Annotated in this window: 23 protein-coding genes and 1 riboswitch; of the genes, 2 read left to right on the top strand and 21 right to left on the bottom strand. The window is 74.7% G+C overall.

From position 1 onward, the window contains the following. Positions 1-36: 36 nt before the first annotated feature. The 10 genes from OG989_RS18420 to rpe all read right to left on the bottom strand — a co-directional run bounded on the left by OG989_RS18420 (position 37) and on the right by rpe (position 8,657). Positions 37-1,074, bottom strand: a complete 1,038-nt coding sequence (locus OG989_RS18420) for a DMT family transporter (RefSeq protein ID WP_327027769.1) — start codon at positions 1,072-1,074, stop codon at positions 37-39. Continuing rightward, complete coding sequence (gene hisG, locus OG989_RS18415) at positions 1,071-1,916, bottom strand: ATP phosphoribosyltransferase (protein WP_151454083.1); 846 nt, start codon at positions 1,914-1,916, stop codon at positions 1,071-1,073. The genes OG989_RS18420 and hisG overlap by 4 nt, the downstream gene beginning before the upstream one ends. Before the next feature lie 45 nt (positions 1,917-1,961). After that, complete coding sequence (locus OG989_RS18410) at positions 1,962-2,225, bottom strand: phosphoribosyl-ATP diphosphatase (RefSeq protein ID WP_088947482.1); 264 nt, start codon at positions 2,223-2,225, stop codon at positions 1,962-1,964. 106 nt (positions 2,226-2,331) lie between these two features. After that, positions 2,332-2,829 (bottom strand): 6,7-dimethyl-8-ribityllumazine synthase, encoded by a 498-nt coding sequence (gene ribH / locus OG989_RS18405; protein ID WP_327027768.1) that lies wholly within the window; start codon positions 2,827-2,829, stop codon positions 2,332-2,334. 2 nt (positions 2,830-2,831) lie between these two features. Further along, positions 2,832-4,097 (bottom strand): bifunctional 3,4-dihydroxy-2-butanone-4-phosphate synthase/GTP cyclohydrolase II, encoded by a 1,266-nt coding sequence (locus OG989_RS18400; RefSeq protein WP_151454085.1) that lies wholly within the window; start codon positions 4,095-4,097, stop codon positions 2,832-2,834. Between the two features lie 67 nt (positions 4,098-4,164). Further along, the gene (gene pnuC / locus OG989_RS18395; protein ID WP_327027767.1) at positions 4,165-4,860 is read right to left on the bottom strand and encodes a nicotinamide riboside transporter PnuC; all 696 of its coding nucleotides are present in this window, start codon (positions 4,858-4,860) and stop codon (positions 4,165-4,167) included. Next, entirely contained in the window at positions 4,860-5,540 is a 681-nt protein-coding gene (locus OG989_RS18390; RefSeq protein ID WP_327027766.1) for a riboflavin synthase, read from the bottom strand. Before OG989_RS18390 ends, pnuC begins: the two co-directional genes overlap by 1 nt. A gap of 1 nt (position 5,541) precedes the next feature. Further along, complete coding sequence (gene ribD, locus OG989_RS18385) at positions 5,542-6,603, bottom strand: bifunctional diaminohydroxyphosphoribosylaminopyrimidine deaminase/5-amino-6-(5-phosphoribosylamino)uracil reductase RibD (protein WP_151454088.1); 1,062 nt, start codon at positions 6,601-6,603, stop codon at positions 5,542-5,544. Between the two features lie 160 nt (positions 6,604-6,763). Then, positions 6,764-6,937, bottom strand: a riboswitch (FMN riboswitch). An 81-nt stretch (positions 6,938-7,018) separates the two neighbouring features. Next, complete coding sequence (locus tag OG989_RS18380) at positions 7,019-7,975, bottom strand: GGDEF domain-containing response regulator (RefSeq protein WP_327027765.1); 957 nt, start codon at positions 7,973-7,975, stop codon at positions 7,019-7,021. Between the two features lies 1 nt (position 7,976). Next, on the bottom strand, positions 7,977-8,657 hold the full coding sequence (gene rpe / locus OG989_RS18375) for a ribulose-phosphate 3-epimerase (protein WP_132240180.1): 681 nt from the start codon (positions 8,655-8,657) through the stop codon (positions 7,977-7,979). 246 nt (positions 8,658-8,903) lie between these two features. Between rpe and OG989_RS18370 the strand changes: the two genes are divergently transcribed. Both OG989_RS18370 and OG989_RS18365 read left to right on the top strand, forming a co-directional pair. Further along, positions 8,904-9,791: a septum formation family protein gene (locus OG989_RS18370; protein ID WP_151454089.1), complete on the top strand. Its 888-nt coding sequence runs from the start codon at positions 8,904-8,906 to the stop codon at positions 9,789-9,791. 110 nt (positions 9,792-9,901) lie between these two features. After that, positions 9,902-10,792 carry a septum formation family protein gene (locus OG989_RS18365; protein WP_327027764.1) on the top strand — a complete coding sequence of 297 codons (891 nt, stop codon included), beginning with the start codon at positions 9,902-9,904 and terminating at the stop codon, positions 10,790-10,792. Between the two features lie 43 nt (positions 10,793-10,835). Here the strand turns inward: OG989_RS18365 and OG989_RS18360 are convergent, their stop codons facing one another. The 11 genes from OG989_RS18360 to mihF all read right to left on the bottom strand — a co-directional run bounded on the left by OG989_RS18360 (position 10,836) and on the right by mihF (position 23,009). Next, complete coding sequence (locus OG989_RS18360; RefSeq protein WP_327027763.1) at positions 10,836-12,575, bottom strand: M28 family peptidase; 1,740 nt, start codon at positions 12,573-12,575, stop codon at positions 10,836-10,838. A 164-nt stretch (positions 12,576-12,739) separates the two neighbouring features. Beyond that, complete coding sequence (locus OG989_RS18355) at positions 12,740-14,329, bottom strand: RsmB/NOP family class I SAM-dependent RNA methyltransferase (RefSeq protein ID WP_327027760.1); 1,590 nt, start codon at positions 14,327-14,329, stop codon at positions 12,740-12,742. After that, entirely contained in the window at positions 14,326-15,252 is a 927-nt protein-coding gene (gene fmt, locus OG989_RS18350) for a methionyl-tRNA formyltransferase (protein ID WP_151454093.1), read from the bottom strand. Before fmt ends, OG989_RS18355 begins: the two co-directional genes overlap by 4 nt. A 4-nt stretch (positions 15,253-15,256) precedes the next feature. Next, positions 15,257-15,817 (bottom strand): peptide deformylase, encoded by a 561-nt coding sequence (def, locus tag OG989_RS18345; protein ID WP_121395221.1) that lies wholly within the window; start codon positions 15,815-15,817, stop codon positions 15,257-15,259. Between the two features lie 146 nt (positions 15,818-15,963). Then, positions 15,964-16,947: an AAA family ATPase gene (locus tag OG989_RS18340; protein WP_151454095.1), complete on the bottom strand. Its 984-nt coding sequence runs from the start codon at positions 16,945-16,947 to the stop codon at positions 15,964-15,966. Between the two features lie 256 nt (positions 16,948-17,203). Next, positions 17,204-19,246 carry a primosomal protein N' gene (locus OG989_RS18335; protein ID WP_327031193.1) on the bottom strand — a complete coding sequence of 681 codons (2,043 nt, stop codon included), beginning with the start codon at positions 19,244-19,246 and terminating at the stop codon, positions 17,204-17,206. Between the two features lie 71 nt (positions 19,247-19,317). Further along, on the bottom strand, positions 19,318-20,511 hold the full coding sequence (gene metK / locus OG989_RS18330) for a methionine adenosyltransferase (RefSeq protein ID WP_091632919.1): 1,194 nt from the start codon (positions 20,509-20,511) through the stop codon (positions 19,318-19,320). Between the two features lie 88 nt (positions 20,512-20,599). Then, the gene (gene coaBC / locus OG989_RS18325) at positions 20,600-21,808 is read right to left on the bottom strand and encodes a bifunctional phosphopantothenoylcysteine decarboxylase/phosphopantothenate--cysteine ligase CoaBC (protein ID WP_311414453.1); all 1,209 of its coding nucleotides are present in this window, start codon (positions 21,806-21,808) and stop codon (positions 20,600-20,602) included. A 14-nt stretch (positions 21,809-21,822) separates the two neighbouring features. Next, entirely contained in the window at positions 21,823-22,086 is a 264-nt protein-coding gene (gene rpoZ, locus OG989_RS18320) for a DNA-directed RNA polymerase subunit omega (RefSeq protein ID WP_007075826.1), read from the bottom strand. 46 nt (positions 22,087-22,132) lie between these two features. After that, positions 22,133-22,666 (bottom strand): guanylate kinase, encoded by a 534-nt coding sequence (locus OG989_RS18315; protein WP_151457093.1) that lies wholly within the window; start codon positions 22,664-22,666, stop codon positions 22,133-22,135. A 25-nt stretch (positions 22,667-22,691) separates the two neighbouring features. Then, a complete protein-coding gene (gene mihF, locus OG989_RS18310) occupies positions 22,692-23,009 on the bottom strand; it encodes an integration host factor, actinobacterial type (protein WP_007458370.1) in 318 nt (105 codons plus the stop codon). Positions 23,010-23,182 lie beyond the last annotated feature (173 nt).

Here is a 23,182-nt window from a genome sequence, read left to right as displayed (position 1 = left end):
CGGGCCCGGTCCCGCGTACCGCCGGATCGTCGGCGCCTACCTCGGCGTCGCTGATTCGGCGGTCGCGGCGGGTGCTCCCGGACCGGCGGCGGTCGGCGGCACGGCGTCGCGCGGACCCCGCCGGCCGCCCCCTCGGCCGGCGACCAGGGCGGCCGCCAGGGTGAGCAGCGCGCCGGCCAGCACCGGCAGCCGCAGGCCGGGGCCGCCCGGCAGCAGCGCGTCCAGCAGCAGGGCGCCGCCCAGCTGGCCGGCGACCAGGGCGAGCCCGGTGCGCAGCACGCCGACCGCGGGGACGCCGACCAGCAGGGCGGCCACGATGACGACGCCGAGCAGGCCGCCGGTGTAGAGGTACCAGTCGTCCGGCCAGGTCGGGCCCGGCCCGGTGAGGGCGCCGGCCAGCGCCGCGACCAGCAGCACGACGGGCGTGGCCGTGGCGAAGTTGACCACCATCCCGGCGGCGGCCGAACTGGCGGCGGAGACCCGCGCGTTCAGCGCGGACTGGAGCGCGACACCGAGCCCACCGGCCACGGCGAGCAGGACCAGGCCGAGGGCGAGGTCGCCGACGGGCTGGCCGAGCTGGGCCAGCGTCACGGCGGTCACGCCGAGCAGCGCACCGGCCACCCGGGGCGGGGTGAGCGCCAGCCGCCCCACCGGCGCCAGCCCGGCCCGGTCGACGGCCAGCCCGCCGAGGCTGCCGCCGGCGACCTGGGCGATGGTGAAGAGCGCCACCCCGAGCACCGGGACGATGTACGCGCCGGCCAGCACGATGCCCGCGCCGCCGAGCCCGCCCAGGTACGTCCACCAGGGCAACCGGGCCCGGCGCAGCGCGGCCAGGCCGGTGCGCGCCGAGGGCAGCGCCAGGACCCCGAGGCCGACCAGCAGCGCCCCGCCGAGGTTGTTGACCACCGCGCCCAGGGTGGCGTTGCCGGCCCGCTCGCCCAGCTCGGCGTTGGCCGCGCCCTGGGCCGCCGAGGCGACGCCGGCGAGGGTGACCAGGGTCAGCGCCACCCACGGCGGCAGGGCCCGCGACACCGGGGACGGCGCCGGGGCACCCGCCGTGGGCGAACGGCTCACAGCCGGCAGGCGTGGATGTTGGTGACCAGGATCGCGCGGGCCCCGAGCTCGTACAGCTCGTCCATGATCCGGTGCACGTCGTCGCGGAGCACCATCGCCTGCACCGCCACCCAGCCCTCGCGGTGCAGCGGGGAGACGGTCGGCGACTCGATGCCCGGGGTCAGCGAGCTGGCCCGGTCGAGCAGGCCGGCCGGCACGTCGTAGGCGAGCATCACGTAGCGGCGGGCGACCAGCACCCCGTGCAGCCGGCGCAGCAGCTGCGCGGCCTGCGGGTGGGCCTCGACGTCGGCGCGGCGGACCAGCACCGCCGACGAGCGCAGCAGCGGCTCGCCGAAGACCACGAGGCCGGCCTGGCGCAGCGTGGTGCCGGTCTCGACCACGTCGGCGACCACGTCGGCGACGCCGAGCCGGATGGCGTTCTCCACCGCGCCGTCGAGGCGGGTCACCTCGGCCTTGACGCCCAGCTCCGCGAGGTGCCGCTCCACGAGCCCCGGGTACGCGGTGGCGATCCGGTGCCCGCCCAGCTCCCGCACGTCGTCGACGTCCTCCGGGCGGGCGGCGAAGCGGAAGGTGGCCCGGCCGAAGTCGAGATCCATGACCTCCTCGGCCGGCGCGCCGGAGTCGATCAGCAGGTCCCGGCCGGTGATCCCGACGTCGAGGTCGCCGGAGCCGACGTAGGTGGCGATGTCCTTCGGGCGCAGGTAGAAGAACTCGACGTCGTTGGGCTCGTCCCGGCAGACCAGGTCCTTCGGGTCGGTGCGCTGGCGGTAGCCCGCCTCGCGCAGCATCTGGGCGGCCTTCTCGGCCAGGGCGCCCTTGTTCGGAATGGCGACACGCAGCATGACGGAGTGCTCCTTCGATCGAAACTGATCAACGACGGGGCGCACTCACAGATGTCGGTAGACGTCCTTCAGGTCGAGTCCGCTGGCCAGCATCAGCACCTGGACCTGGTAGAGCAGCTGGGAGATCTCCTCGGCGGTGCGTTCCGGCCCCTCGTGCTCGGCGGCCATCCACGACTCGGCCGCCTCCTCGACGACCTTCTTGCCGATGAAGTGCACGCCCTTCTCGAGCGCGGCGACCGTGCCCGAGCCGGGGGTGCCCGCAGCGGCCTTGGCCTGCAGCTCGGCGAACAACTCCTCGAACGTCTTCACGCCGCGATTCTTCCAGCCGCCCCGACGGCCCCGGTGCGCCGGGTCAGGCCCCGCTCACCGACCGGGAACGCGGCACGGCGTCGGCGCGGTCCCGGTCGGTCGGGGGTCAGCCGCCGAAGCCGACCCGCTGGCCGTTGTTGGCGAGGGCGCGGATGGCGAGGGCGGCGTCGAGGGCGGCGACGGTGGCCGACCAGCCCTTGTCCTCCGCCGAGCCGGGCAGCCCGGCCCGGTCCCGGGCCTGCGCGAGGGTGTCGACGGTCAGGACGCCGTGCGCGACCGGCTTGCCCTCGTCCAGCGCCACCCGGGTCAGCCCGTCGGTGACCGAGCGGCAGACGTAGTCGAAGTGGGCGGTGGCGCCGCGGACCACCACGCCGAGCGCGACCACCACGTCGCAGCGCCGCGCGAGGGCCTGGGCCACCACCGGCAGCTCGACCGAGCCGGCCACCCGGGCGGTGACCGCCCGGGCCCCGCACGCCTCGGCGGCGGCGACCGCCCGGTCGAGCATGTGGTCGGTCAGCTCGCCGTGCCAGCGCGCCGCGACCACGCCGACGGTCATCCCGGCGGCGTCCACCGCCGTCACGCCCGGTTCACCGAAACCCGCCATGCCTACGCTCCGATCTCGTCGCCGAGGACCGGGCGGCCCATCGGGGCCTCGGTCACCTCGTCCAGCTCGTCCAGCAGGTGCCCCATCCGGTCCCGCTTGGTGCGCAGGTAGCGCACGTTCTCCGGGTGCGGGCGCACCGGCAGCCCCTCGCGGCCGGTGACGGTCAGCCCGTAGCCCTCAAGCCCGGCGCGCTTGGCCGGGTTGTTGGTGAGCAGCCGCATCGAGCGCACCCCGATGTCGTAGAGGATCTGCGCGCCGGTGCCGTAGTCGCGGGCGTCGGCCGGCAGGCCCAGGTCGAGGTTGGCGTCGACCGTGTCCCGGCCCTGGTCCTGGAGCTGGTACGCCTGGAGCTTGTGCAGCAGGCCGATGCCGCGCCCCTCGTGGCCGCGTACGTAGAGCACCACGCCCCGCCCCTCCCGGGCGACCCGGTCCAGGGCGGCGTCGAGCTGCGGGCCGCAGTCGCAGCGCACCGAGCCGAACACGTCCCCGGTGAGGCACTCGGAGTGCACCCGCACCAGCACGTCGCGCCCGTCGCCGATCTCGCCCGTGACCAGGGCGACGTGCTCGGCCGAGTCGTGCTCGCTGCGGTAGCCCAGGGCCCGGAACACGCCGTGCCGGGTGGGCATCCGGGCGTCGGCGACCCGCTCGACCTGCTTCTCGGTCCGCCGCCGGTACGCGACCAGGTCGGCGATGGTGACCAGCGTCAGGGAGTGCTCGGCGCAGAACTTCTCCAGGTCCGGCACCCGCATCATGGTGCCGTCGTCGTTGACCAGCTCGCAGAGCACGCCGGCGGGGCGCAGCCCGGCCAGCCGGGTCAGGTCGACCGCCGCCTCGGTGTGGCCGGGCCGGCGCAGCACGCCGCCCTCGCGGGCCCGCAGCGGCACCACGTGCCCGGGGCGGGCCAGGTCGGCCGGGCCGGTGCCGGGGTCGGCGAGCAGCCGGATGGTGTGCGCCCGGTCGGCGGCGGAGATGCCGGTGCTGACGCCCTCCCGGGCGTCCACGGTCACCGTGTAGGCGGTGCCGCGCCGGTCCTGGTTGGTGTGGTGCTGCGGCGGCAGGTCCAGCCGGTCGCACTCGCTCTCGGTCAGCGGGGCGCAGATGTAGCCGGACGTGTGGCGCACCATGAAGGCGAGCAGCTCCGGCGTCGCCAGCTCGGCGGCGAAGATCAGGTCGCCCTCGTTCTCCCGGTCGGCGTCGTCGACCACGACGACGGGCCGGCCGGCGGCGATGTCCGCCACCGCCTGCTCGATGCTCGCGAAGGTGCTCATGCCGACACCCCGCTGCGCCGCGTGCCGCCCTGAGGCGCCACCGCACCACGCCTGATGGTTCGCTCACTCATGCCACGGCCTCCGAGTAGGTCGACGGGATCGGGGCGGGCGCCGGGCGGGCGGCCCGCGAGGTGCGCCACCAGGCGACCAGGCCCCAGGCGCAGAAGGCGCCGTAGACGAGGTACATGGCGGCCGATGGGTAGAACCCGCCGCGCAGCAGCAGCGGCACGCCGACCGCGTCGACGGCGATCCAGATGAGCCAGAAGTCCACCCAGCCGCGGGCCATGCCGTAGGTGGCGAGCAGGCTGCCGGTAAGGATCCAGGCGTCCGGCAGCGGCCCCCAAGAGCCGAGTGCGGCGAGCAGCGGGTACGCCGCGGCGGTGCCGATCCCGGCCGCGAGCAGCAGGCCGAGCCGTTCCCGGCCGGTGGCCCAGCGGGGCGCCACCGCGGCACCGTCGCCGCCACCGTGGCGGCGGTTGCGCGACCAGCGCCACCAGCCGTAGACGCTGACCGAGAAGAAGAAGACCTGCCGGCCCGCCTGCCCGTAGAGGTCGTGCGCCTGCGGGGTGGCGAAGACGCCGCCCAGGAAGACGGTGAACAGCAGCGCGTTGCCGATCATGCCGACGGGCCAGGCCCAGACCAGCCGGCGCAGGCCGAACACCGCCGACGCCAGCCCGAACCCGTTGCCGACGATCTCCCGGACCAGCACCGGCGACCCGGCGATGTCGACCTGTGCGTCGAGCAACCACCCGAGCGGGCCCATCAGGCCGCCTCGCCCGGCGCGGCATCCGGCAGGCCGGTGACCGGCGGCCCGCCGGGCGGGCCGGCGTCCGGCAGGGCGGGCCCGTCCAGCCGGGCGCCGAGCAGCCGCTCGACGTACTTGGCGAGCACGTCCACCTCGAGGTTGACCGGGTCGCCGACGCCCCGGGCGCCGAGGGTGGTCAGCTTCAGCGTGGTCGGGATCAGGCCGACCGCGAACCAGTCCGGGCCGACGTCGGCGACGGTCAGCGAGACGCCGTCGACCGTGATCGAGCCCTTCTCCACCACGTACCGGACCAGGGCGGCGGGCAGCCGGAACCGGACCGTCTCCCACTGCGCGGCCGGCTCGCGGGCGATCACCTCGCCGACGCCGTCGACGTGCCCCTGCACGAGGTGCCCGCCGAGGCGGCTGCCCAGCGCGGCGGCCCGCTCCAGGTTGACCGGGTCGCCGGCCCGCAGCGCGCCCAGCGCGGAGCGGCGCAGCGTCTCCCCCATCACGTCCGCGGTGAACGTCCCGTCGGTGACGTCGACCACGGTCAGGCAGACGCCGTTGACCGCGATCGAGTCGCCGTGCCGGGCGTCGGAGGTGACCAGCGGGCCGCGGACCGCGACCAGCGCCGAGTCACCCGCCGTCTCGGTGATCCGGACGACCTCACCCAACTCCTCGACGATGCCGGTGAACATGTCAGCCCTCCCTCTTTCGGGGCAGCGCGGTGATCCGCAGGTCGGGTCCGACCTGCGTGACGTCGACGAACTCCAGGTCGATGGCCTCGGCGATGGTGTTCACACCCGCGTCGACCAGGGCGGTCGGGCCGGCGCCGAGCAGCCGGGGCGCGACGTAGCCGACGATCTTGTCGACCAGGCCGGCGGCCAGGAAGGCGCCGGCCAGCTTCGGGCCGCCCTCCAGCAGCACGGCGCGGATTCCCCGCCCGTGCAGCGCGGCGAGCAGCGCCGGCAGGTCGACCCGGCCGTCGGGCCCGGTGCCGACCTCCGCCGCGGTGGCGATCCACGTGCGCGCCGCGCCGTCGCGGACGCGGGCGTCGGCCGGCGTACGACCCTCGGTGTCCACCACGACCCGCAGCGGCTGCCGGATGGCCAGCGTGCCGTCGCGCAGGTTGCGGGCGGTGAGCCGGGGGTCGTCGGCGAGCACCGTGCCGACCCCGGCGAGCACCGCGTCGACGGTGCCGCGTAGTGCGTGCACGTCCATCCGGGCGGCCTCGGAGGTGATCCACATGCTGGTGCCGTCGGCCGCCGCCGACCGGCCGTCCACCGTCGCGGCGAACTTCCAGATCACGTACGGCCAGCCCCGGCGCATCGAGGTCAGCCAGGCGATGTTGCCGGCCTCGGCCTCGGCCTCGCGTACCCCCGTGTCGACCTGGATCCCGGCGGCGCGCAACGTGGCGGCGCCCCCGGTGGCGAGCGGGTTGGGGTCGGGCACGGCGATGACGACCCGGGCGACTCCGGCGCGCACCAGCGCGGTGCTGCAGGGGCCGGTGCGGCCGGTGTGGTCGCAGGGTTCCAGGGTGACCACGGCGGTGCCGCCACGGGCCCGCTCCCCCGCCTGGGCGAGCGCGACGATCTCGGCGTGCGGCCCGCCGGCGTAGGCGTGGAATCCCTCGCCGACCACCTGCCCGTCGGCGTCGAGCAGCACGCAGCCGACCACCGGGTTGGGGCTGGTCGTGCCGAGACCGCGCGCGGCGAGTTCCACCGCGCGACGCATCGCCTCGTCTACGGAGACGCCGGCCATGCCCTGCCCTCTCACTCGCCGGTCGACGCGCGGGCGGACACGGGAGGCAACGGCATGGGGCCGCGAGCGTGCGGCGGCGGAGATCCGGGTACGGCGGGGCCGCCCCGGGGGGCGCGCACGGCACGCTGAACTCAGCGGCCGGGCAGGGCCCGTCCGTCCCGCGCGCTGTCTCCCATCCGGACTGTCTGGGGGCGGGGTTTCCCGCTCCCAACCGTCGGCCCCGGATTCTCACCAGGTCCACCGGGCGGCACGAGGCCGACCGGGTCGCGGGCTTACCACGGTCACACCGTGGATCACCGCCGGTTCGGAATTACACCGAGTCCCGCCAGCGCGTGGTGGGTACACGGGAAGTGTTACACGCCGGACGGGGGGTCGTGCCACCCGGGCGTGGTACTTCACAGCAACAGCGCACGAATCAGGTAACCCCGCGCCGGCGGTCCACCGCCACGTACGAGCCGGGTTGGCTCTTGGCCACCGTCTTCATCTCCGAGGCGACCGCGATCGCCTCCAGCGGGTCGGTGAACCGCTTGCCGGAGTCGGAGAGGGACACGCCGATCGACAGGGTGACCAGGGCGGCCCGCCGGATGTTGCCCCGGCGGTCCTTCAGCTCCACGTAGCCGCGCGCGGCGTCGACCGGGTCGTAGAGCGAGTCGGCGGCCTTCTCGAAGTCGGCGGAGACCCGGGAGGTGAGCGGACGGACCTGCTCCGGGGCGCAGACGATGACGAAGTCGTCCCCGCCGACGTGCCCCAGGAAGGCCGGCGGCAGCCCGACCGAGACCACCGCCCGGTGCAGGCTGCGGGCCAGGGCCGAGATGAAGTCGTCGCCGCGGACGAAGCCGTACCGGTCGTTGACGCTCTTGAACCGGTCGATGTCGATGTAGCCGACGGCGTAGTCGACCCCGCTGCGGACGCGGTCGGAGATCTCCCGGCGGATCCGGCTGTTGCCGGGCAGCCCGGTCAGCGGCGAGACCTCGCGGAACTCCTTGTTGCGGCGCAGCGTGGAGCTGACCCGGGCGACCAGTTCGGCGGTGTCGAAGGGCTTGACCAGGTAGTCGTCGGCGCCGGCGCTGAGGCCGTGCACCTTGTCCACCGTCATGCCCTTGGCGGTCAGCATGATCACCGGCAGGGCCGAGGTCATCGGGTCGGCGCGCAGCCGCCGGGTCAGTTCCAACCCGTCGATGCGCGGCATCATCAGGTCGACCACCGCCAGGTCGGGTCGCTGGCGCTCGATCACCTCGAGCGCCTCCTGCCCGTCGCTGGCGTGGATCACCTCGAAGCCGTGCAGCCGGAGGTTGAACGCGACGAAACGCGCGATGTCCTCGTCGTCGTCGACGACGAGGATGACGTCCGGACGCTCGCCGGCCGGTTCCACGTCAGGCCCCGGGGGCGGCGTGTTCCGCGAGTGCCCGCAGCTTCCGGATGGCCTCGGCGGGGTCGTCGGCGCCGTAGACGGCGGTGCCGGCGACGAACGCGTCGGCCCCCGCCTCGGCCGCCTGGGCGATGGTGTCGGCGGCGATGCCGCCGTCGACCTCGATGCGCAGTTCGAGGTGGCCGGCGTCGACGTGCCGGCGGGCCGTACGCACCTTGTCGAGCAGCTGCGGGATGAACCGCTGCCCGCCGAAGCCGGCCTTGATGGTCATGATCAGCAGCGTGTCGAAGCTCGGCAACAGCTCCAGGTACGGCTCGATCGGGGTGTCCCGGTCGATCGCCAGCCCGGCCTTGGCCCCCGCCGAGCGCAGGTCCTTGGCCAGGGCCACCGGGTCGTCGCACGCCTCGGCGTGGAAGGTGACGTTGTACGCCCCGGCGTCGGCGTAGCCGGGCGCCCAGCGGCGCGGGTCCTCGATCATCAGGTGCACGTCGAAGGGCAGCTCGGTGGCGGCCCGCAGGCTCTGCACCACGGGCAGCCCGATGGTCAGGTTGGGCACGAAGTGGTTGTCCATGACATCCACGTGCAGCCAGTCCGCGGCGTTCTCGACGGCGCGGACCTCCTCGGCGAGGCGGGCGAAATCGGCGGCGAGGATGCTGGGCGCGACGATCGGCGGCGGTACGGTCACCGGGCCAGTGTACGAACGTGGCCGACGGCCGCCCGCAGCACGCCACCAACGGGACACCCGGTGACCCGGCGGTGACCAGTGGTGCAGAATTGGTCCTCCCGGCTCGGCGAAACCGGACGAAGGGCCATCCGTGACTGGCCGGACGACGGAAACGCGGCGAGACTCCATCAGGGACGGTGACGTGAGCCGCACGCCCGCGCGATGCCCGGCGGCGGTCGACGCGTCAGCTCCCGGAAAGGGCGGACGATGCGACGGTGGCTCGCGGCGCTGGCGCTGGCCGGCACGCTGACGGTCCTGCTGTCCGGCTGCGTACGACCGGGCGGCTCCGACGGCGACCTCACCGACGACTGGCCGGCCCTGCGGGCGCCGCAGCTGTTCGTGCCGGCCACCGACGCCTGCCTGCCCCGGATCACCGCCGTCGTGCAGGCCCGCACCTACGAGGCGGTGGACTGCTCCCGCAACCACCTGGCCGAGACCGTGCACGTGGGCAGGTTCGCCGGGCCGACCGCCGACGGCGACCGACCCGAACCGGGATCCGCGACCCTGCGGCCCGCCCGCGCCGAGTGCGACCAGCGCGCCCGCGAGGTGCTCGGCGGCGACTGGCACGCCGCCCGCATCGCCCTCACCGTCGCGCTGCCCTCCGCCCCCGCGTGGCGCGCGGGCGCCCGCTGGTTCCGCTGCGACCTGAGCGAGACCGGCAGCATCGACAACACCCGGCCGGTGAACCGCACGGGCAGCCTGCGGGGCGCGATGATCGGCGACTCCCCGCTGCTGCACCGCTGCTTCGACCCCAAGCTGATCGGCGACAACCTGAACTACATGGCCCCGGTGCTGTGCACCGAGCCGCACCGCGCCGAGTTCGTCGGCGTCTACCTGGAGCGGGACATGACCTGGGCCGAGTTCGGCCGGTCCCACCAGCAGGCGCACACGCGCTGCATGGCGCTCATCGCCGCCTTCGCCGAGGTGCCCGTCAACAGCGACCTGCCGTACCGGGCGGGCTCGATCTTCTATCCCCCGTCGCAGCGGGAGTGGCAGGAGGGCGACCGGGGCGTGCGGTGTTTCCTGTGGAGCGACGACCGGAAGCTGACCCGCTCCATGCGGGGCGCCGGCCCGCAAGGGTTGCCCGCGAGCTGAGCGGGGGTGCCGTATGCTGCCGCACCGTGGCGTGTCCGGCCGCCTCCGCGCCGGCGGGACCGTCGCGCTGGCCGCCGCCGGGTGCGGCCCACGAACGGCGGGAGGTCGGGATGCGACGGTGGTGGACGGCGGCCACGGTGGGCGCGGTGGCGGCCCTGGCGCTCGCCGGTTGCGGCACCCCGGCCGGCACCGACCGTGACCTGACCGACGACTGGCCGGCGCCCGCCGCGCCGCAGGCGTTCGTGCCCGCCGCCGGGGTCTGCCACGCCGGTGTGCAGGACGTCGGCTACCTCACCGCCTACCACCCCGTCGACTGCGCCGTGTCGCACCGCACGGAGACCGTGCACGTCGGCACGCTGACCGGGGCGGGAGCCGACCGGGTCACGCCCCCGCCGGCCGGCTCGGCCGGCATGCGCGCCGCCCGCGCCGAGTGCGACGCGAAGGTCAACCGGGTGGTCGGCGGCGACTGGCGCTCGGGTCGGCTCGGGCTGAGCGTGGTGCTGCCGTCGCCGCAGGCGTGGGGCGGCGGCGCCCGCTGGTTCCGCTGCGACCTGAGCGAGCAGACCAGCCTCGACGAGGCCGGCGCGAAGGCCCGCACGGGCAGCCTGAAGGGCGCGCTGACCGGCGCCGCCCCGCTCGCCCACCGCTGCTTCAACCCGAGGACGCGGGCCGACGAGGTGCGGGAGATGGTGCCGGTCGCCTGCACCAGCAAGCACCGCGCCGAGTTCGTCGGGGTGTGGCAGGCCCCCGACACCAGCTACGACGACTTCGGCCGGGACACCCGGAAGGTGCACCGGGCGTGCCGGACGCTGATCGCGAAGTACGCGAGGGTGCCGGACAACGGCGACCTGCAGTACCGGGCCGGCTCGATCTACTACCACCCGTTCGAGCGGGAGTGGCGCAACGGCAACCGGGGCGTGCAGTGCTTCCTGTGGGTCAGCGACCGCAACCTCACCCGGTCGGTGAAGGGCGCCGGCACGAAGGGCCTGCCGGTCACCTGAGCGGGGCGGTCAGCGTGGCCGACCGCCCCGACCCTGTGGTGTGTCAGCTGGCCTGGAGCGTCACGTCGTCGACGACGAAGCTGGTCTGCAACGAGGCGTCCTCCGTGCCGGTGAACTTCAGCGTCACCGTCTGGCCCGCGAACCCGGCCACGTTGAACGACCGCTGCGTGTAGCCCGCCGCCGCGTTCAGGTTCGAGTACGTCGCCAGCGTCGTCGAGCCCGCCTGCACCACCAACCGGTCGTACGCGGTGCTCGTCGTCGTCTCCGCCGTGTCGACGTGCAGCCAGAACGACAGCGTGTAGCTCGCACAGCCCGCCGGAATCGTCACCGACTGCGACAGCGTCTCGGTCCGCGTCGAGCCGTAGCCCAGCAGCCACGCCTTGTACGAGCCCGTCCGCGCCGGCTGGCGGGTGTCGTTGGTGATCACGCCGGACGACGCCGTCCACGGCGACGAGCCGCTCTCGAACCCGCCGTTGCCGATGAGCTGCCCACCGGAGCACCCGCCGCTGCCGCCGACGGTCAGCGTGTAGCTGGCCGAGCGCGTGGCGCCGGAGCCCGCGCCGGTGACCGTGACGGTGTAGGTGCCCAGCGCGGCCGAGGCCGACGCGCTGAGCGTCAGGGTCGCGGAGCCGCCGGAGGTGACCGACGACGGGCTGAACGAGGCGGTGACGCCCGCCGGCAGGCCGGTCGCCGACAGGCCCACCGTCTGGGCCGTGCCGGCGGTGGTGGCCGTGGAGACCGTCGCCGTGATCGACGCGCCCCGCTGCACCGAGCCCGACGTCGGGCTCACCGCGACGGAGAAGTCGTTGGTCGCCGAGCCCACGGCGAGCTGCCAGATGGCGTAGGCGATCCCGTCGGCGCTGCGGTTGAGCACCGTGGCGCTGACGTTCGAGGTGGTGTCACAGGACCGGTGGTAGCACGGGTCGTACGCCGAGCCGGACGTGCCGCCCCACTTGGTGGCCTGCGCCGAGGTCTTCCGGGCGCTGGCGCCCGCGGCGTACCCGGAGGTCTGGATGCCGGCCTGCGCGAACGGGTAGTCGTCGGAGCGTCCCTGGCCCTCGACGTTCTCCTCGGGCTGGATGTTCAGCGAGTCCCAGTACGCCTTCAGCGGGGCGGCCGTGGCGGAGGTGATCCGGTTGATGAAGTAGCCGCCGTTGGTGGAGCCGATCATGTCGAAGTTGTAGTAGCCCTTGATGTAGCCCCGCTGGGTGGCGCTCAGCGAGCGGACGTAGAAGTCCGAGCCGTTGAGGCCCTGCTCCTCGTCGGTCCACCAGGCGAACCGGACCCGCTTGGTCATCGTCGGGTTCTGCCGGGCCAGCACCAGCGCGTTCTCCAGCAGCGCGGACGAGCCGGTGGCGTTGTCGTTGATGCCCGGGCCGGCGGAGACGCCGTCGAGGTGCGAGCCGAACATGACGACCTGGTCGGCGGGTCCGCCCGGCCACTCGGCGATCAGGTTGTTCGACCGGTACGTGCAGTCGGTGCAGACCTGCTCGGTGACCGTGTAACCGGCGGCCTGGAGCTTCGTCTTGACGTACGCGACGGAGGCCGTGTAGCCGGCGGACCCGGCCCGCCGGTTGCCGCCGTTCTGGGTGGCGATGGTCTGGAACTGCGTGAGGTGGGCCTGGACGTTGGCCACCGCGATGTCCGGCGCCGCCAGTGCCTGCGCGGCGGGCGCGAGCACGCCTGCGGACGGGGCCGCCGCCGCCGGCGCGACGGTCAGCGTCGCCACGCCGCCGGCGGCGACGGCGAGCGCGAGGCCAGCGGTCAGGATGCTTCGTTTCATGGACGCTCCTCGATAGGTGACGACATGATGCCACCTCGGAGCGCAGTTTGGGGAGACAGTGGAGGGACGGCGATCCCGGCCGCCGGCGCGACGTCCGCACGACGGCCCCGGGCGTCGCCGGCCCGCCCCGACCGGGGCGGACCGGTTTGTCCCGTGCGCCCCGCTCAGGTGCGGCGGAGCATCGCGAGGAACATCGCGTCGGTGCCGTGCCGGTGCGGCCACAGCTGCACCGTCGGCCCGTCGCCGAGGCCGGGCATGCCCGCCGGCAGCAGCGGCCGGGCGTCGACGAAGTCGACCGGCACCCCCGAGCGGCGGGCCGCCTCGGTCACCGTCACGTGCGTCTCCACCGTGTGCGGGGAGCACGTCACGTAGGCGACCAGTCCGCCCGGCCGTGTCGCGCGCAGCGCCGCGGCCAGCAGCTCACGCTGCAACCGGGTCAGCGGCGGCAGGTCCGAGGGCTGGCGCCGCCAGCGCGACTCCGGGCGACGGCGCAGCGACCCCAGCCCCGTGCAGGGCGCGTCGACGAGCACCCGGTCGAAGTGCGCCTCCGGCAGCTTCGGGTCCGCGCCGACGGTGCGGCCGTCAATGTTCAGCACGCTCACGGGCAGGCCCCGGGTGGCCTGCTCGACCAGCCGGGCCCGGTGCTCCGAGACCTCGACCGCGGTCAGCCGCGCGTCCCGCTGGGCCGCGAGGGCGCCGAGCAGGCCGGACTTGCCACCCGGTCCGGCGCACAGGTCCAGCCAGCGCCCGTCCGGGCCGTCGAGCGGGGCCACCGCCAGGGCGTTGGCCACCAGCTGGGAGCCCTCGTCCTGCACGTGGGCACGCCCCTGCGCGAGCGCCGGCAGGTCGCCGGGCGCCCCACCGGAGAGATAGACCGCGTACGGGGAGAAGGCCCCCGGCGCGCCGCCGGCCTCGTCGGCCAGCTCCGCCGGATCGGCCAGCCCGGGCCGAGCGCACAGGTGCACCGGCGGGCGCTCGTTGTCCTCGATGAGCAGCCGGGTGGTCTCGCCGAGGTCGCCGCCGAGGGCCTCGGCGAAGGCCCGCACGATCCACTGCGGATGGCTGTACGCCAGGGCCAGGTGCCCGATCGGGTCGGTCTCCGCCGACGGGGCCAGCTTGGCCACCCAGGCGTCGGCGTCACGGCCGGCCACCTCGCGCAGCACCGCGTTGGCGAAGCCCGTCGCGCCGACGCCCACCGACTTGACCAGGTCGACGGTCGAGGAGACGGCGGCGTGCGCCGGCACCCGCGTGTGCAGGAGCTGGTACGCCCCGATCCGCAGCGCGTCGCGCACCGGCGGGTCGATGCGCTGCACGTCCCGCCCGGCGGCGTCGCCGAGGATCGCGTCGAGGGTGCCGAGGTGGCGCAGCGTGCCGTAGGTCAGCTCGGTGGCGAAGGCGGCGTCCCGGCCGACCAGCCCCGCGTCGCGCAGGAGCAACGGGAGCACCAGGTTGGCGTACGCGTCGTCCCGGTGCACCGCCGCGACCGCCTCGTAGGCCACCTGGCGGGGCAGGTCCACCGTCGGGCGGGCCGGGGGACGCCGGCCGCCGTCGCGGCGGTCACCGCCGGCCCGGGCACCCCACTGGCCGCCCCGCGCCGGCCGCTCGCCGCGCTGGCCGCCCGAGGGACGCTGCTCGCGCCCGCCGAACCGCTCACCGCCGAACCGTTGACCCTCGGAGCGCTCACCGCCGGAGCGCTCACCGTGCCGTTCGCCGGAGAAGCGGTCGCCCGAGGGCCGTTCCGAAGTGCCCGTCACGCGACTTCCTCCCCTGCGGCGACCCGGACGCCCCGCGCCCAGTCGGTCGCCGGCATCGCCCGCTTGCCCGCCGCCCGGACCTCGCCGAGCCGCACCGGGGTGGTGGCCGTGCCGGCCAGCACCCGGGACTTCTCCACCAACAGCTCGCCCGGCTTCAACTCCGGACCGTCGGGCACCGGGGTGACCGGGCCCAGCTTGACGCGCTCGCCCCGGAACGTCGTCCACGGGCCGGGCGCCGGAGTGCAGGCCCGGATCCGCCGGTCCACCGCGAAGGCGGGATCGGACCAGCGCACCCGGGCGTCCTCCACGGTCAGCTTCGGCGCCAGCGACACCCCGTCGGCGGGCTGCGGCTCGGCCCGGGCCGTGCCGTCGTCGATCGCGTCGAGGACGGCCACCAGCAGGCCGGCGCCGGAGTGGGCCAACCGCTCCAGCAGGTCGCCGGACGTGTCGGCCGGACGGATCTCGTCGGTCAGCGTGCCGTAGACCGGACCGGTGTCCAGCCCCTCTTCCAGCTGGAACACGCTCGCCCCGGTCAGCTCGTCGCCGTGCAGCACGGCGTGCTGCACGGGCGCGGCCCCGCGCCAGGCGGGCAGCAGCGAGAAGTGCAGGTTGATCCAGCCGTGGCGGGGGATCTCCAGGGCGGCCGGCGGCACCAGCGCGCCGTACGCGACCACGGGGACGCAGTCGGGGGCCAGCTCGCGCAGCCGGTCCTGGAACTCCGGCTCACGCGGCCGGGCCGGGGTGAGCACCTCGATCCCGTGCTCGTCGGCCCACGCCCCCACCGGGGAGCGGGCCAGCCCGCGACCGCGCCCGGCGGGGGCGTCCGGCCGGGTGACCACGGCGACGAGCTCGTGCCGGGAGGCGGCCACGGCCGCCAGGGCGGGAACGGCGACGGCCGGCGTGCCGGCGAAGATCACGCGCACCGGCTCACCGCCCCAGGCCGAAGGGGCTGCCCGAGGCGTGCGGGTTGAGCTTGACCGTCGGCGGGGTGGCCGGGTCGTACCACTCCGCCTGGCGGATCGCCTTCATCGCCTCCTTGCGCCCGGCCGGGTCCAGCCGGTCCACGAAGAGCACCCCGTCGAGGTGGTCGGTCTCGTGCTGCACGCAGCGGGCCATCAGACCGGTGCCGACGATCTGCATCGGGTCGCCGTAGCCGTTGAAGCCCTTGGCGATCACGTTCTGCCGGCGCTTGGTGTCGAAGTAGAGGCCGGGAATGGACAGGCAGCCCTCCGGGCCGTCCTGCTCCTCGGCGTCGGGAAACTCCAGCACCGGGTTGACCAGGTGGCCGACCACGTCGTCGACGTCGAAGGTGAACACCCGCAGGCCCACACCGAGCTGCGGCGCGGCGAGGCCGGCGCCGTTCTGCTCACGCATCGTGTCGGTCAGGTCGGCGACGAGCTTGCGCAGCTCGACGTCGAAGTCGACCACCGGATCGGCCGGCGTGCGCAGCACCGGATCCCCGAACAGACGGATGGGCTGGACGGTCACTCGGCATGGCTCCTTCGGCGGGCGGACTGGTGCCGTACCAGTCTACGGAGTGCCGTCGGCCGCCCCGGCCGGCGTACCGCGAAGCGGCGCGGCCCGTCACGTGTCGATGGTCACCGGAAGGCGCCCATGGCCGCGCAGGAAGCGGCTCAGACGCCGGTGCCCGGCTCCCCGGCCAGGACCGCGTCGCCGCCGAGCAGGGCGTGCTCGGGCAACGGCAGCTCGATGGAGTGGGCGGCCTCCCAGTCGTGGATCAGGCCGGGCCGGGCCTGGGCGGCGAAGTAGTCCACCGCGCTCATTCCGCCGACCACCGGCTCGTCCACCTCGGCGACGAGCTGGGCCGGCACCAGGCGGAAGCCGTTCTGGAGGGCGGCGCTGAGGCGGCGGTGCCCGTCGACGACGAAGAAGTACTCGCCGGTGTAGCCGATCCGCAGGGGCTCCAGCGCCTCGTCGCCGGCGGCGGCCACCTCGCCGACGAACTCCGAGTCCCACAGGTCGCGCAGGTGGGCGATGTCCTCGGTCGGGTAGACGCGGGCCGGGTCGAGCAGCAGCAGCGGCGGCGCGTCGCGCAGCACGTCCGCGCCCAGCCGGCCCTCGTACGCGTCGATGATGTGCTCGATGACCTCGGAGGCCGAGGCGCGGGTGGTGTCGCAGATCAGGTCGTAGTTGCGCAGCCGGGCCTTGTCCACCCCGTAGCGGACGATGAACCGGCCCCGCTCGCTCTCGCTGCGCTCCAGCAGCTTGGCCTTGGCCTCCTCCATCGAGGCGTAGCTCTCGGCCGGGCCGGAGGGGCGGGCGAGCACCCGTCGGGCCGCCTCGCCCGGCTCGGTGATCATGTGCACCTTGAGCGCGTCCGTGAAGAAGTGCCAGGCCAGCCGGGAGTCCATGACGAGCCGCTCGCCCGAGGCCGCGATGTCCCGCTGGAGCTGGTCGACGTAGCCGTCGACGGCCTGGTCCAGCTCCGCGTGCAGGTTGAGCTGGAGCGCGGTCATCTTCCGCTCCTGCGCCATCTGGCGGTAGAGGTCACCGACGCTGACCCGGCGCAGGCCGAGCCGCTCGGCGATCACCACGGAGACGGTGCTCTTGCCGCTGCCGAGGTCACCATTGAAGACGATCGACTGACGAACGGTCACGACTGGTCCACCCCTGATCACCGGCTGTTTGGAATCATCGACACCGCGCCGAACCGACGCGCTCCCGCCATCGTCGCGCGATCCTGCGACGACCCCGGCTCGGCGCGATTGGCGCCGCGCCGCGACCTGGAGCCGTCGTACGCCCGGGCATGACGGGCGATGCTATCACCCGCGTGTCGACACACCGCCGGACAAGGCGTGCGACGACGGGCCAGGTCGGGCGGTGGGGGCGGCGCCGGATCGGCCGGGCCGTCGGTCAGAAGAGGGCCAGCGGGTCGACCTGGAGGCGGACCGGCTCGGCGGCCTTGCGGGCGGTGCGCACCCCCGCCGCCGAGTGCAGCGCGCCGGCCAGCGCGCCGGCCAGCGCCCGGGGGACCCGGACCAGCATCCGCTCTCGCTCCCCGTCGGCCGGCACCGGCCCGAGCAGCTCGGCCTCCGCCGGCAGCCGGGCCTCGGCCAGCAGGTCGGCCACGGCGGCCGGCAGGCCGGTCACGCTGGCCATCCGCACCGCCGGCGGGAAGCCCAGCTCCCGCCGTTCGGCCAGCTCCCGGGCGGCGAACCAGCCGGCGTCCCAGCGCAGCAGCGCCTGTACGGGGGCGAGGGCCCCGTCGGCGACCACCACCACCCGGCCCCCGGCGGCGGCGGGACGGGCCAGCGCGGCGGCCGCCAGCCAGCGGCGCAGCGCCTCCTCCCCCGCCCGCAGGTCGGCCCGCGTCAGCAGGGCCCACGAGTCGAGCAGCAGCACCGCCCCGAAGCCGCCGTCGGCGACCGGCTCGGCGCCGGGGGTGGCGATGACCAGGCCGGCGCCGCCCGGGACCGTGGCCAGCACCTCCTCCCGCCCGGAGGTCCGCACCGGCACGCCGGGGAAGGCCCGGCCCAGTTCCTCGGCGGTGCGCCGGGCGCCGGTGACGGAGGCGCGCAGCCGCCGCCCGCCGCACTCCGGGCAGGCGTACGCGGCGGCGACCCGCCCGCACCAGCGGCAGGCCGGGGTGCCCTCGGCGGAGGGCAGCGCGAGCGGGCCGGCGCAGTGCGGGCACCGGGCCGGGGTGCGGCACTCGGCACAGGCCACCGACGGCAGGTAGCCGCGGCGGGGCACCTGGACCAGCACCGGCAGGTCCGCCCGGAGCGAGTCCCGGGCGGTGGTCCAGGCCAGGCTGGGCAGCCGGGCGGTGGCCGCCCCTGGGTCCCGCGCCAGCTGCGGGTCGTCGCCGGTCGGCGCGATCGCCGGCATCCGGGCCCGGAGGGTGGCCCGGTCGGCCACCACCTCGCGGGCCCATCCGGTCTCCACCAGCAGCTGCGCCTCGGCGGTGCGGGTGTAGCCACCCACCAGCGCCGCGGCGTCGCCGAGCTGGGCGCGGGTGAGCAGCACCTCCCGGGCGTGCGGATAGGGGGCCCGGGGCTCGGCGTGCAGGTCGTCGCCGTCGTCCCAGATCGCCACCAGCCCGAGCCGGGCGACCGGGGCGAACATCGCGGCCCTGGTGCCGACCACCACCGCCACGTCGCCGCGCCGGGCGGCGAGGAACGCCCGGTAGCGCCGGGCGGGACCGAGCGCGGCGGAGAGGCAGACGTGCCGCCCCGGGCCCAGGGCGTCGTGCAGCGCGGCGTCGAGACGGTCCAGGTCGCGGTTGTCGGCGACGACCACCACCGCGCCCCGACCGCCGGCCACGGTGGCGGCGACGGCCTCGGCGTACCGGGCGGGCCAGTCCTCCCCCGGCAGCGCCGACCAGACGGCCCGGGCGGCCCGGCCTTCGGCGAGCGCCCGGAGCAGGGCCGGCCCGGCCGGGTAGTCCCGCCACGCGTCGGGACCCACGTCGGGGACGGCGGGACCCACGTCGGGGACGCCGGAGTCCACGCCAGCGACGGCGGAGTCCACGTCGGCGACGGCGGGACCCACGCCAGCGACGGCGGAGTCCACGTCGGCGACGGCGGGACCCACGCCAGCGACGGCAGGCTCCACGTCGGGGACGTCGGGGGCGGCGGCGCGGGCGCGGACGTCCTTCTCCACCCGGGCGTGCCGGGGCGGGACGGCGAGGCGGAGCACGTCGGCGAGGTTGCCGGCGTAGCGGTCCGCGACCGCCCGGGCCAGCCGGGCGACCTCCGGCGCGAGCACCGGCTCGGGCGAGACGACCTTCTCCAGGTACGCCAGCCGACCGGTGTGCCCCGAGTCGTCGGCCCGCTCCAGCAGCCAGCCGTCGACGAGCTGCCCCGCGAAGCGGACCTTCACGCGTACGCCGGGGACGGCGTCGGCGTCCAGCTCGGCCGGGACGAGGTAGTCGAACGGGCGGTCCAGGTGGGCCAGGGGGACGTCGACGCAGACACGAGCGACCGGCGACCCGTCCGCGGGTCGCCGGTCGCTGCGCCTGGTGCCGGTCAGGCTCCCGCGGCCGACTTGAGGTCGGCGGCCCGGTCGGTGCTCTCCCAGGTCAGGTCCGGCAGCTCCCGGCCGAAGTGGCCGTAGGCGGCGGTCTGCTGGTAGATCGGGCGGAGCAGGTTCAGGTCCCGGATGATGGCGGCCGGGCGCAGGTCGAAGACCTCGGAGACGGCCTTCTCGATCGAGGCGACCGGCACGGTCTCGGTGCCGAACGTCTCGACGAAGAGGCTGACCGGGTGGGCCTTGCCGATCGCGTACGCGACCTGGACCTCGCACCGCTCGGCCAGGCCGGCAGCGACCACGTTCTTGGCCACCCAGCGCGTCGCGTACGCCGCCGAGCGGTCCACCTTCGACGGGTCCTTGCCGGAGAACGCGCCGCCGCCGTGCCGGGCGTAGCCGCCGTAGGTGTCGACGATGATCTTGCGGCCGGTGAGGCCGGCGTCGCCCATCGGCCCGCCGATCTCGAACCGGCCGGTCGGGTTGACCAGCAGCCGGTAGCCCTCGGTGTCGAGCCCGAGGCTCTCCAGCTCCGGGGCGATGACGTGCTCGCGCACGTCGGGGGTGAGCAGCGAGTCCAGCGAGATGTCCGCCGCGTGCTGGCTGGAGACGACGACCGTGTTGAGCCGGACGGGGCGCAGCCCCTCGTACTCGATCGTGACCTGGGTCTTGCCGTCGGGGCGCAGGTACGGGATCGTGCCGTCCTTGCGGACCTGGGAGAGCCGCCGGGCCAGCCGGTGCGCCAGGGCGATCGGCAGCGGCATCAACTCCGGCGTCTCGGAGCAGGCAAAGCCGAACATCATGCCCTGGTCGCCGGCGCCCTGGGCGTCCAGCGCGCTCTCCGACGCCCCGGTACGCAGCTCGAAGGCGTTGTCGACGCCCTGCGCGATGTCCTCGGACTGGGCGCCGATGGAGACGCTGACGCCGCACGAGGCGCCGTCGAAGCCCTTCTTCGACGAGTCGTAGCCGATGTCGAGGATGGTCCGGCGGACGATGGTCGGGATGTCGGCGTACGCCTTGGTGGTCACCTCGCCCGCGATGTGCACCTGACCAGTGGTGATCAGGGTCTCCACGGCGACGCGGCTGCGGGGGTCCTCGGCGAGCAGGGCGTCGAGGATGCCGTCGCTGATCTGGTCGGCGATCTTGTCCGGGTGGCCTTCCGTGACCGATTCGGAAGTGAAGAGGCGGCGTGTCACGGCACTCCTAAATTGTGGAAGTCGTTCCGCGGCAGTGTAGTCATCCGCGTCAGAGCCTGGCCTCTTCGGTCGTGCCCGTTTCCAGCCGTCAGGAACGGCCGGGCAACCGGGCCACCACGAGATCCCAGACGCCGTCGGCGAGGTCCTCCTTGGACCGCTCGGGCATCCGGCTGACCGAACCGTCCGCGCCGATGACCGTCGCCGCGTTGGTCTCGGCGCCGAAGACCTTGTCGGAACCGACCTCGTTGATCACGACGAGGTCCGCCCGCTTGCGGGCGAGCTTGGCCCGGCCGTTGGCCTCGGCGTCGCCCGTCTCCGCGGCGAACACCACCAGCACCTGCTCCGGTCGACGGCGCCGGCCCAGCTCGGCCGCGATGTCCGGGTTGGTGACGAGCTCGATGGTGGGCGCGCTGCCGTCGTCCGACTTCTTGATTTTGCCAGGCGCGTAGGTCGCGGGACGGAAATCGGCCGGAGCCGCCGCCATCACCACCGCGTCGGCGTCTGCCGCCGCCGCGAGCGTGGCGTCGCGCAGCTCGCCCGTGGTGCCGACGCGGACCAGGTCGACGCCGGCGGGGTCGGGCAGCGAGACGTTGGCCGAGATCAGGGTGACCCGGGCGCCCCGGGCCACCGCGCAGCGGGCGAAGGCGTAGCCCTGCTTGCCCGAGGAGCGGTTACCCAGGAAGCGGACCGGGTCGAGGGGCTCGCGGGTGCCGCCGGCGGTCACCACCACGTGCCGGCCGGCGAGGTCGGCGGGGGCCCCGACGCCCCGTGCGAGGGCCCGGCGGGCGACCGCGAAGATCTCCGCCGGGTCGGGCAGCCGGCCCTTGCCGGTGTCGGCGCCGGTGAGCCGGCCGACGGCGGGCTCGACGACGCGCACGCCCCGGGAGCGCAGCGTCGCGACGTTGGCGACGGTGGCCGGGTGCTCCCACATCTCGGTGTGCATGGCCGGGGCCAGCACGACCGGGCAGCGGGCGGTCAGCAGCGTGTTGGTGAGCAGGTCGTCGGCGAGGCCGTGGGCGGCCTTGGCCAGCAGGTCGGCGGTGGCCGGCGCGACCACCACCAGGTCGGCCTGCTGACCGAGTCGGACGTGCGGCACCTCGTGCACGTCCGACCAGACGTCGTCGGCGACGGGCTGGCCGGAGAGCGCCGCCCAGGTCGGGGCCCCGACGAAGCGCAACGCCGACGCGGTCGGCACGACCCGGACCTGGTGGCCCGACTCGGTGAAGAGCCGCAGCAGCTCGCACGCCTTGTAGGCGGCGATGCCGCCGCCGACCCCGAGGACGATCCGAGGGGACATCGGCGCGGGGCGGATTACGGCTGGTCGGTCGGCTCGGCGGTGAGCAGGCCCGCGTTGATCTCGCGCATGGCGATGGAGAGGGGCTTCTCCTGCGGCGTGGTCTCGACCAGCGGGCCGACGTATTCCAGCAGACCCTCACCGAGCTGGCTGTAGTAGGCGTTGACCTGGCGCGCGCGCTTGGCGGCGAAGATCACCAGCGCGTACTTCGAGGTCGTCTTCTCGAGGAGCTCGTCGATCGGCGGGTTGGTGATGCCTTCGGGGTTTGCGATGGATCCCACGAATTAACCTCTGCGTCTATCGCACCGCGCTTGGCAGTGCTGGCGGTCAACCGCGCATGTGCGGTGGCGCCGGAGCCAGGAAAGAAGAACCTGACAAGCCTACCAGCTCGTCGACGACCCGCCCGGTGAGGTCGTGCGCGAGGGTGTGTTCGAAGGCGGCCGGGGTGGCCTGCGGGGGGAGGTTCCCCGGCGGGTGCAGCAGCACCAGCCGGGCGTCGGGCAGCACCGCCCGGACCAGCAGCGCGCCGGCCAGGTCGAGACCGATCAGCACCGGCTGCCCGGCGGCGAGCCGGGCGCGCAACGGTTCGAGGGGGGTGCCGCGCCGGTACGGCCCGGCCCGGCTCCACTCCAGCAGCTCCCCGGCGGCGACCATCCGGTCGAACTCGGCGAGGGTCAGGAAGAGCCGGTCGACGCCGTCCAGCTCGCCCTCCCGGCGGGAACGCGTGGTGGCCGGCACCGGAACCCACACGGACGGAGAACGCGCCCGGACGCGCTCGACGACACTCTCCGTGCCGGAGCCCGAAGGCCCCGCCAGGACAGTGAGCCGAGCCGCCGGGCGCGCCTCGTCATCCGTGCTCACTGCTTGTTTCTACACGCAGCCAGCCTCAGTTGGCGGCGAACTCTCCAAGCAGTGCCTTGCGCTGCTGCTCGCCGAGGCCACGCAGGCGACGGCTGTCGGCGATCTTGAGCTTCTCCATGATCTGGGTGGCCCGGATCTTGCCGATACCCGGCATCGCCTGCAGCACGGCGGAGACCTTGAGCTTGCCGACGACATCGTCGGACTCGGCACGCTCGAGGACGGCTCCGAGGGTGGTCTTGCCCTGCTTGAGCTGCTCCTTCAGCTCAGCACGGGCCTTGCGGATCTCCGCGGCCTTCTCCAGCGCGGCAGCGCGCTGTTCGGGGGTCAGTGACGGGAGCGGCACCAGTTCTCCTCAGGTCCCTATCGCGACGGGCGGGACGCACCGCCGCATCTGTGAAACGTGGTGTCGCTGTGAACCAAGGGGTCCGTGGTTCCCAGCGCGGGGAAAACTAGCGGTCGACGGCGCATTCGGCAACGTGGACGCGCGATGATCTTCACAAAGGTGACCGAGCCGTC

The sequence above is a fragment of the Micromonospora sp. NBC_01740 genome (assembly GCF_035920365.1).
Classification (GTDB): domain Bacteria; phylum Actinomycetota; class Actinomycetes; order Mycobacteriales; family Micromonosporaceae; genus Micromonospora; species Micromonospora reichwaldensis.
The sequence above is the reverse complement of the archived record's forward strand: the minus strand, read 5'-3'. Positions and strand labels throughout refer to the sequence as shown.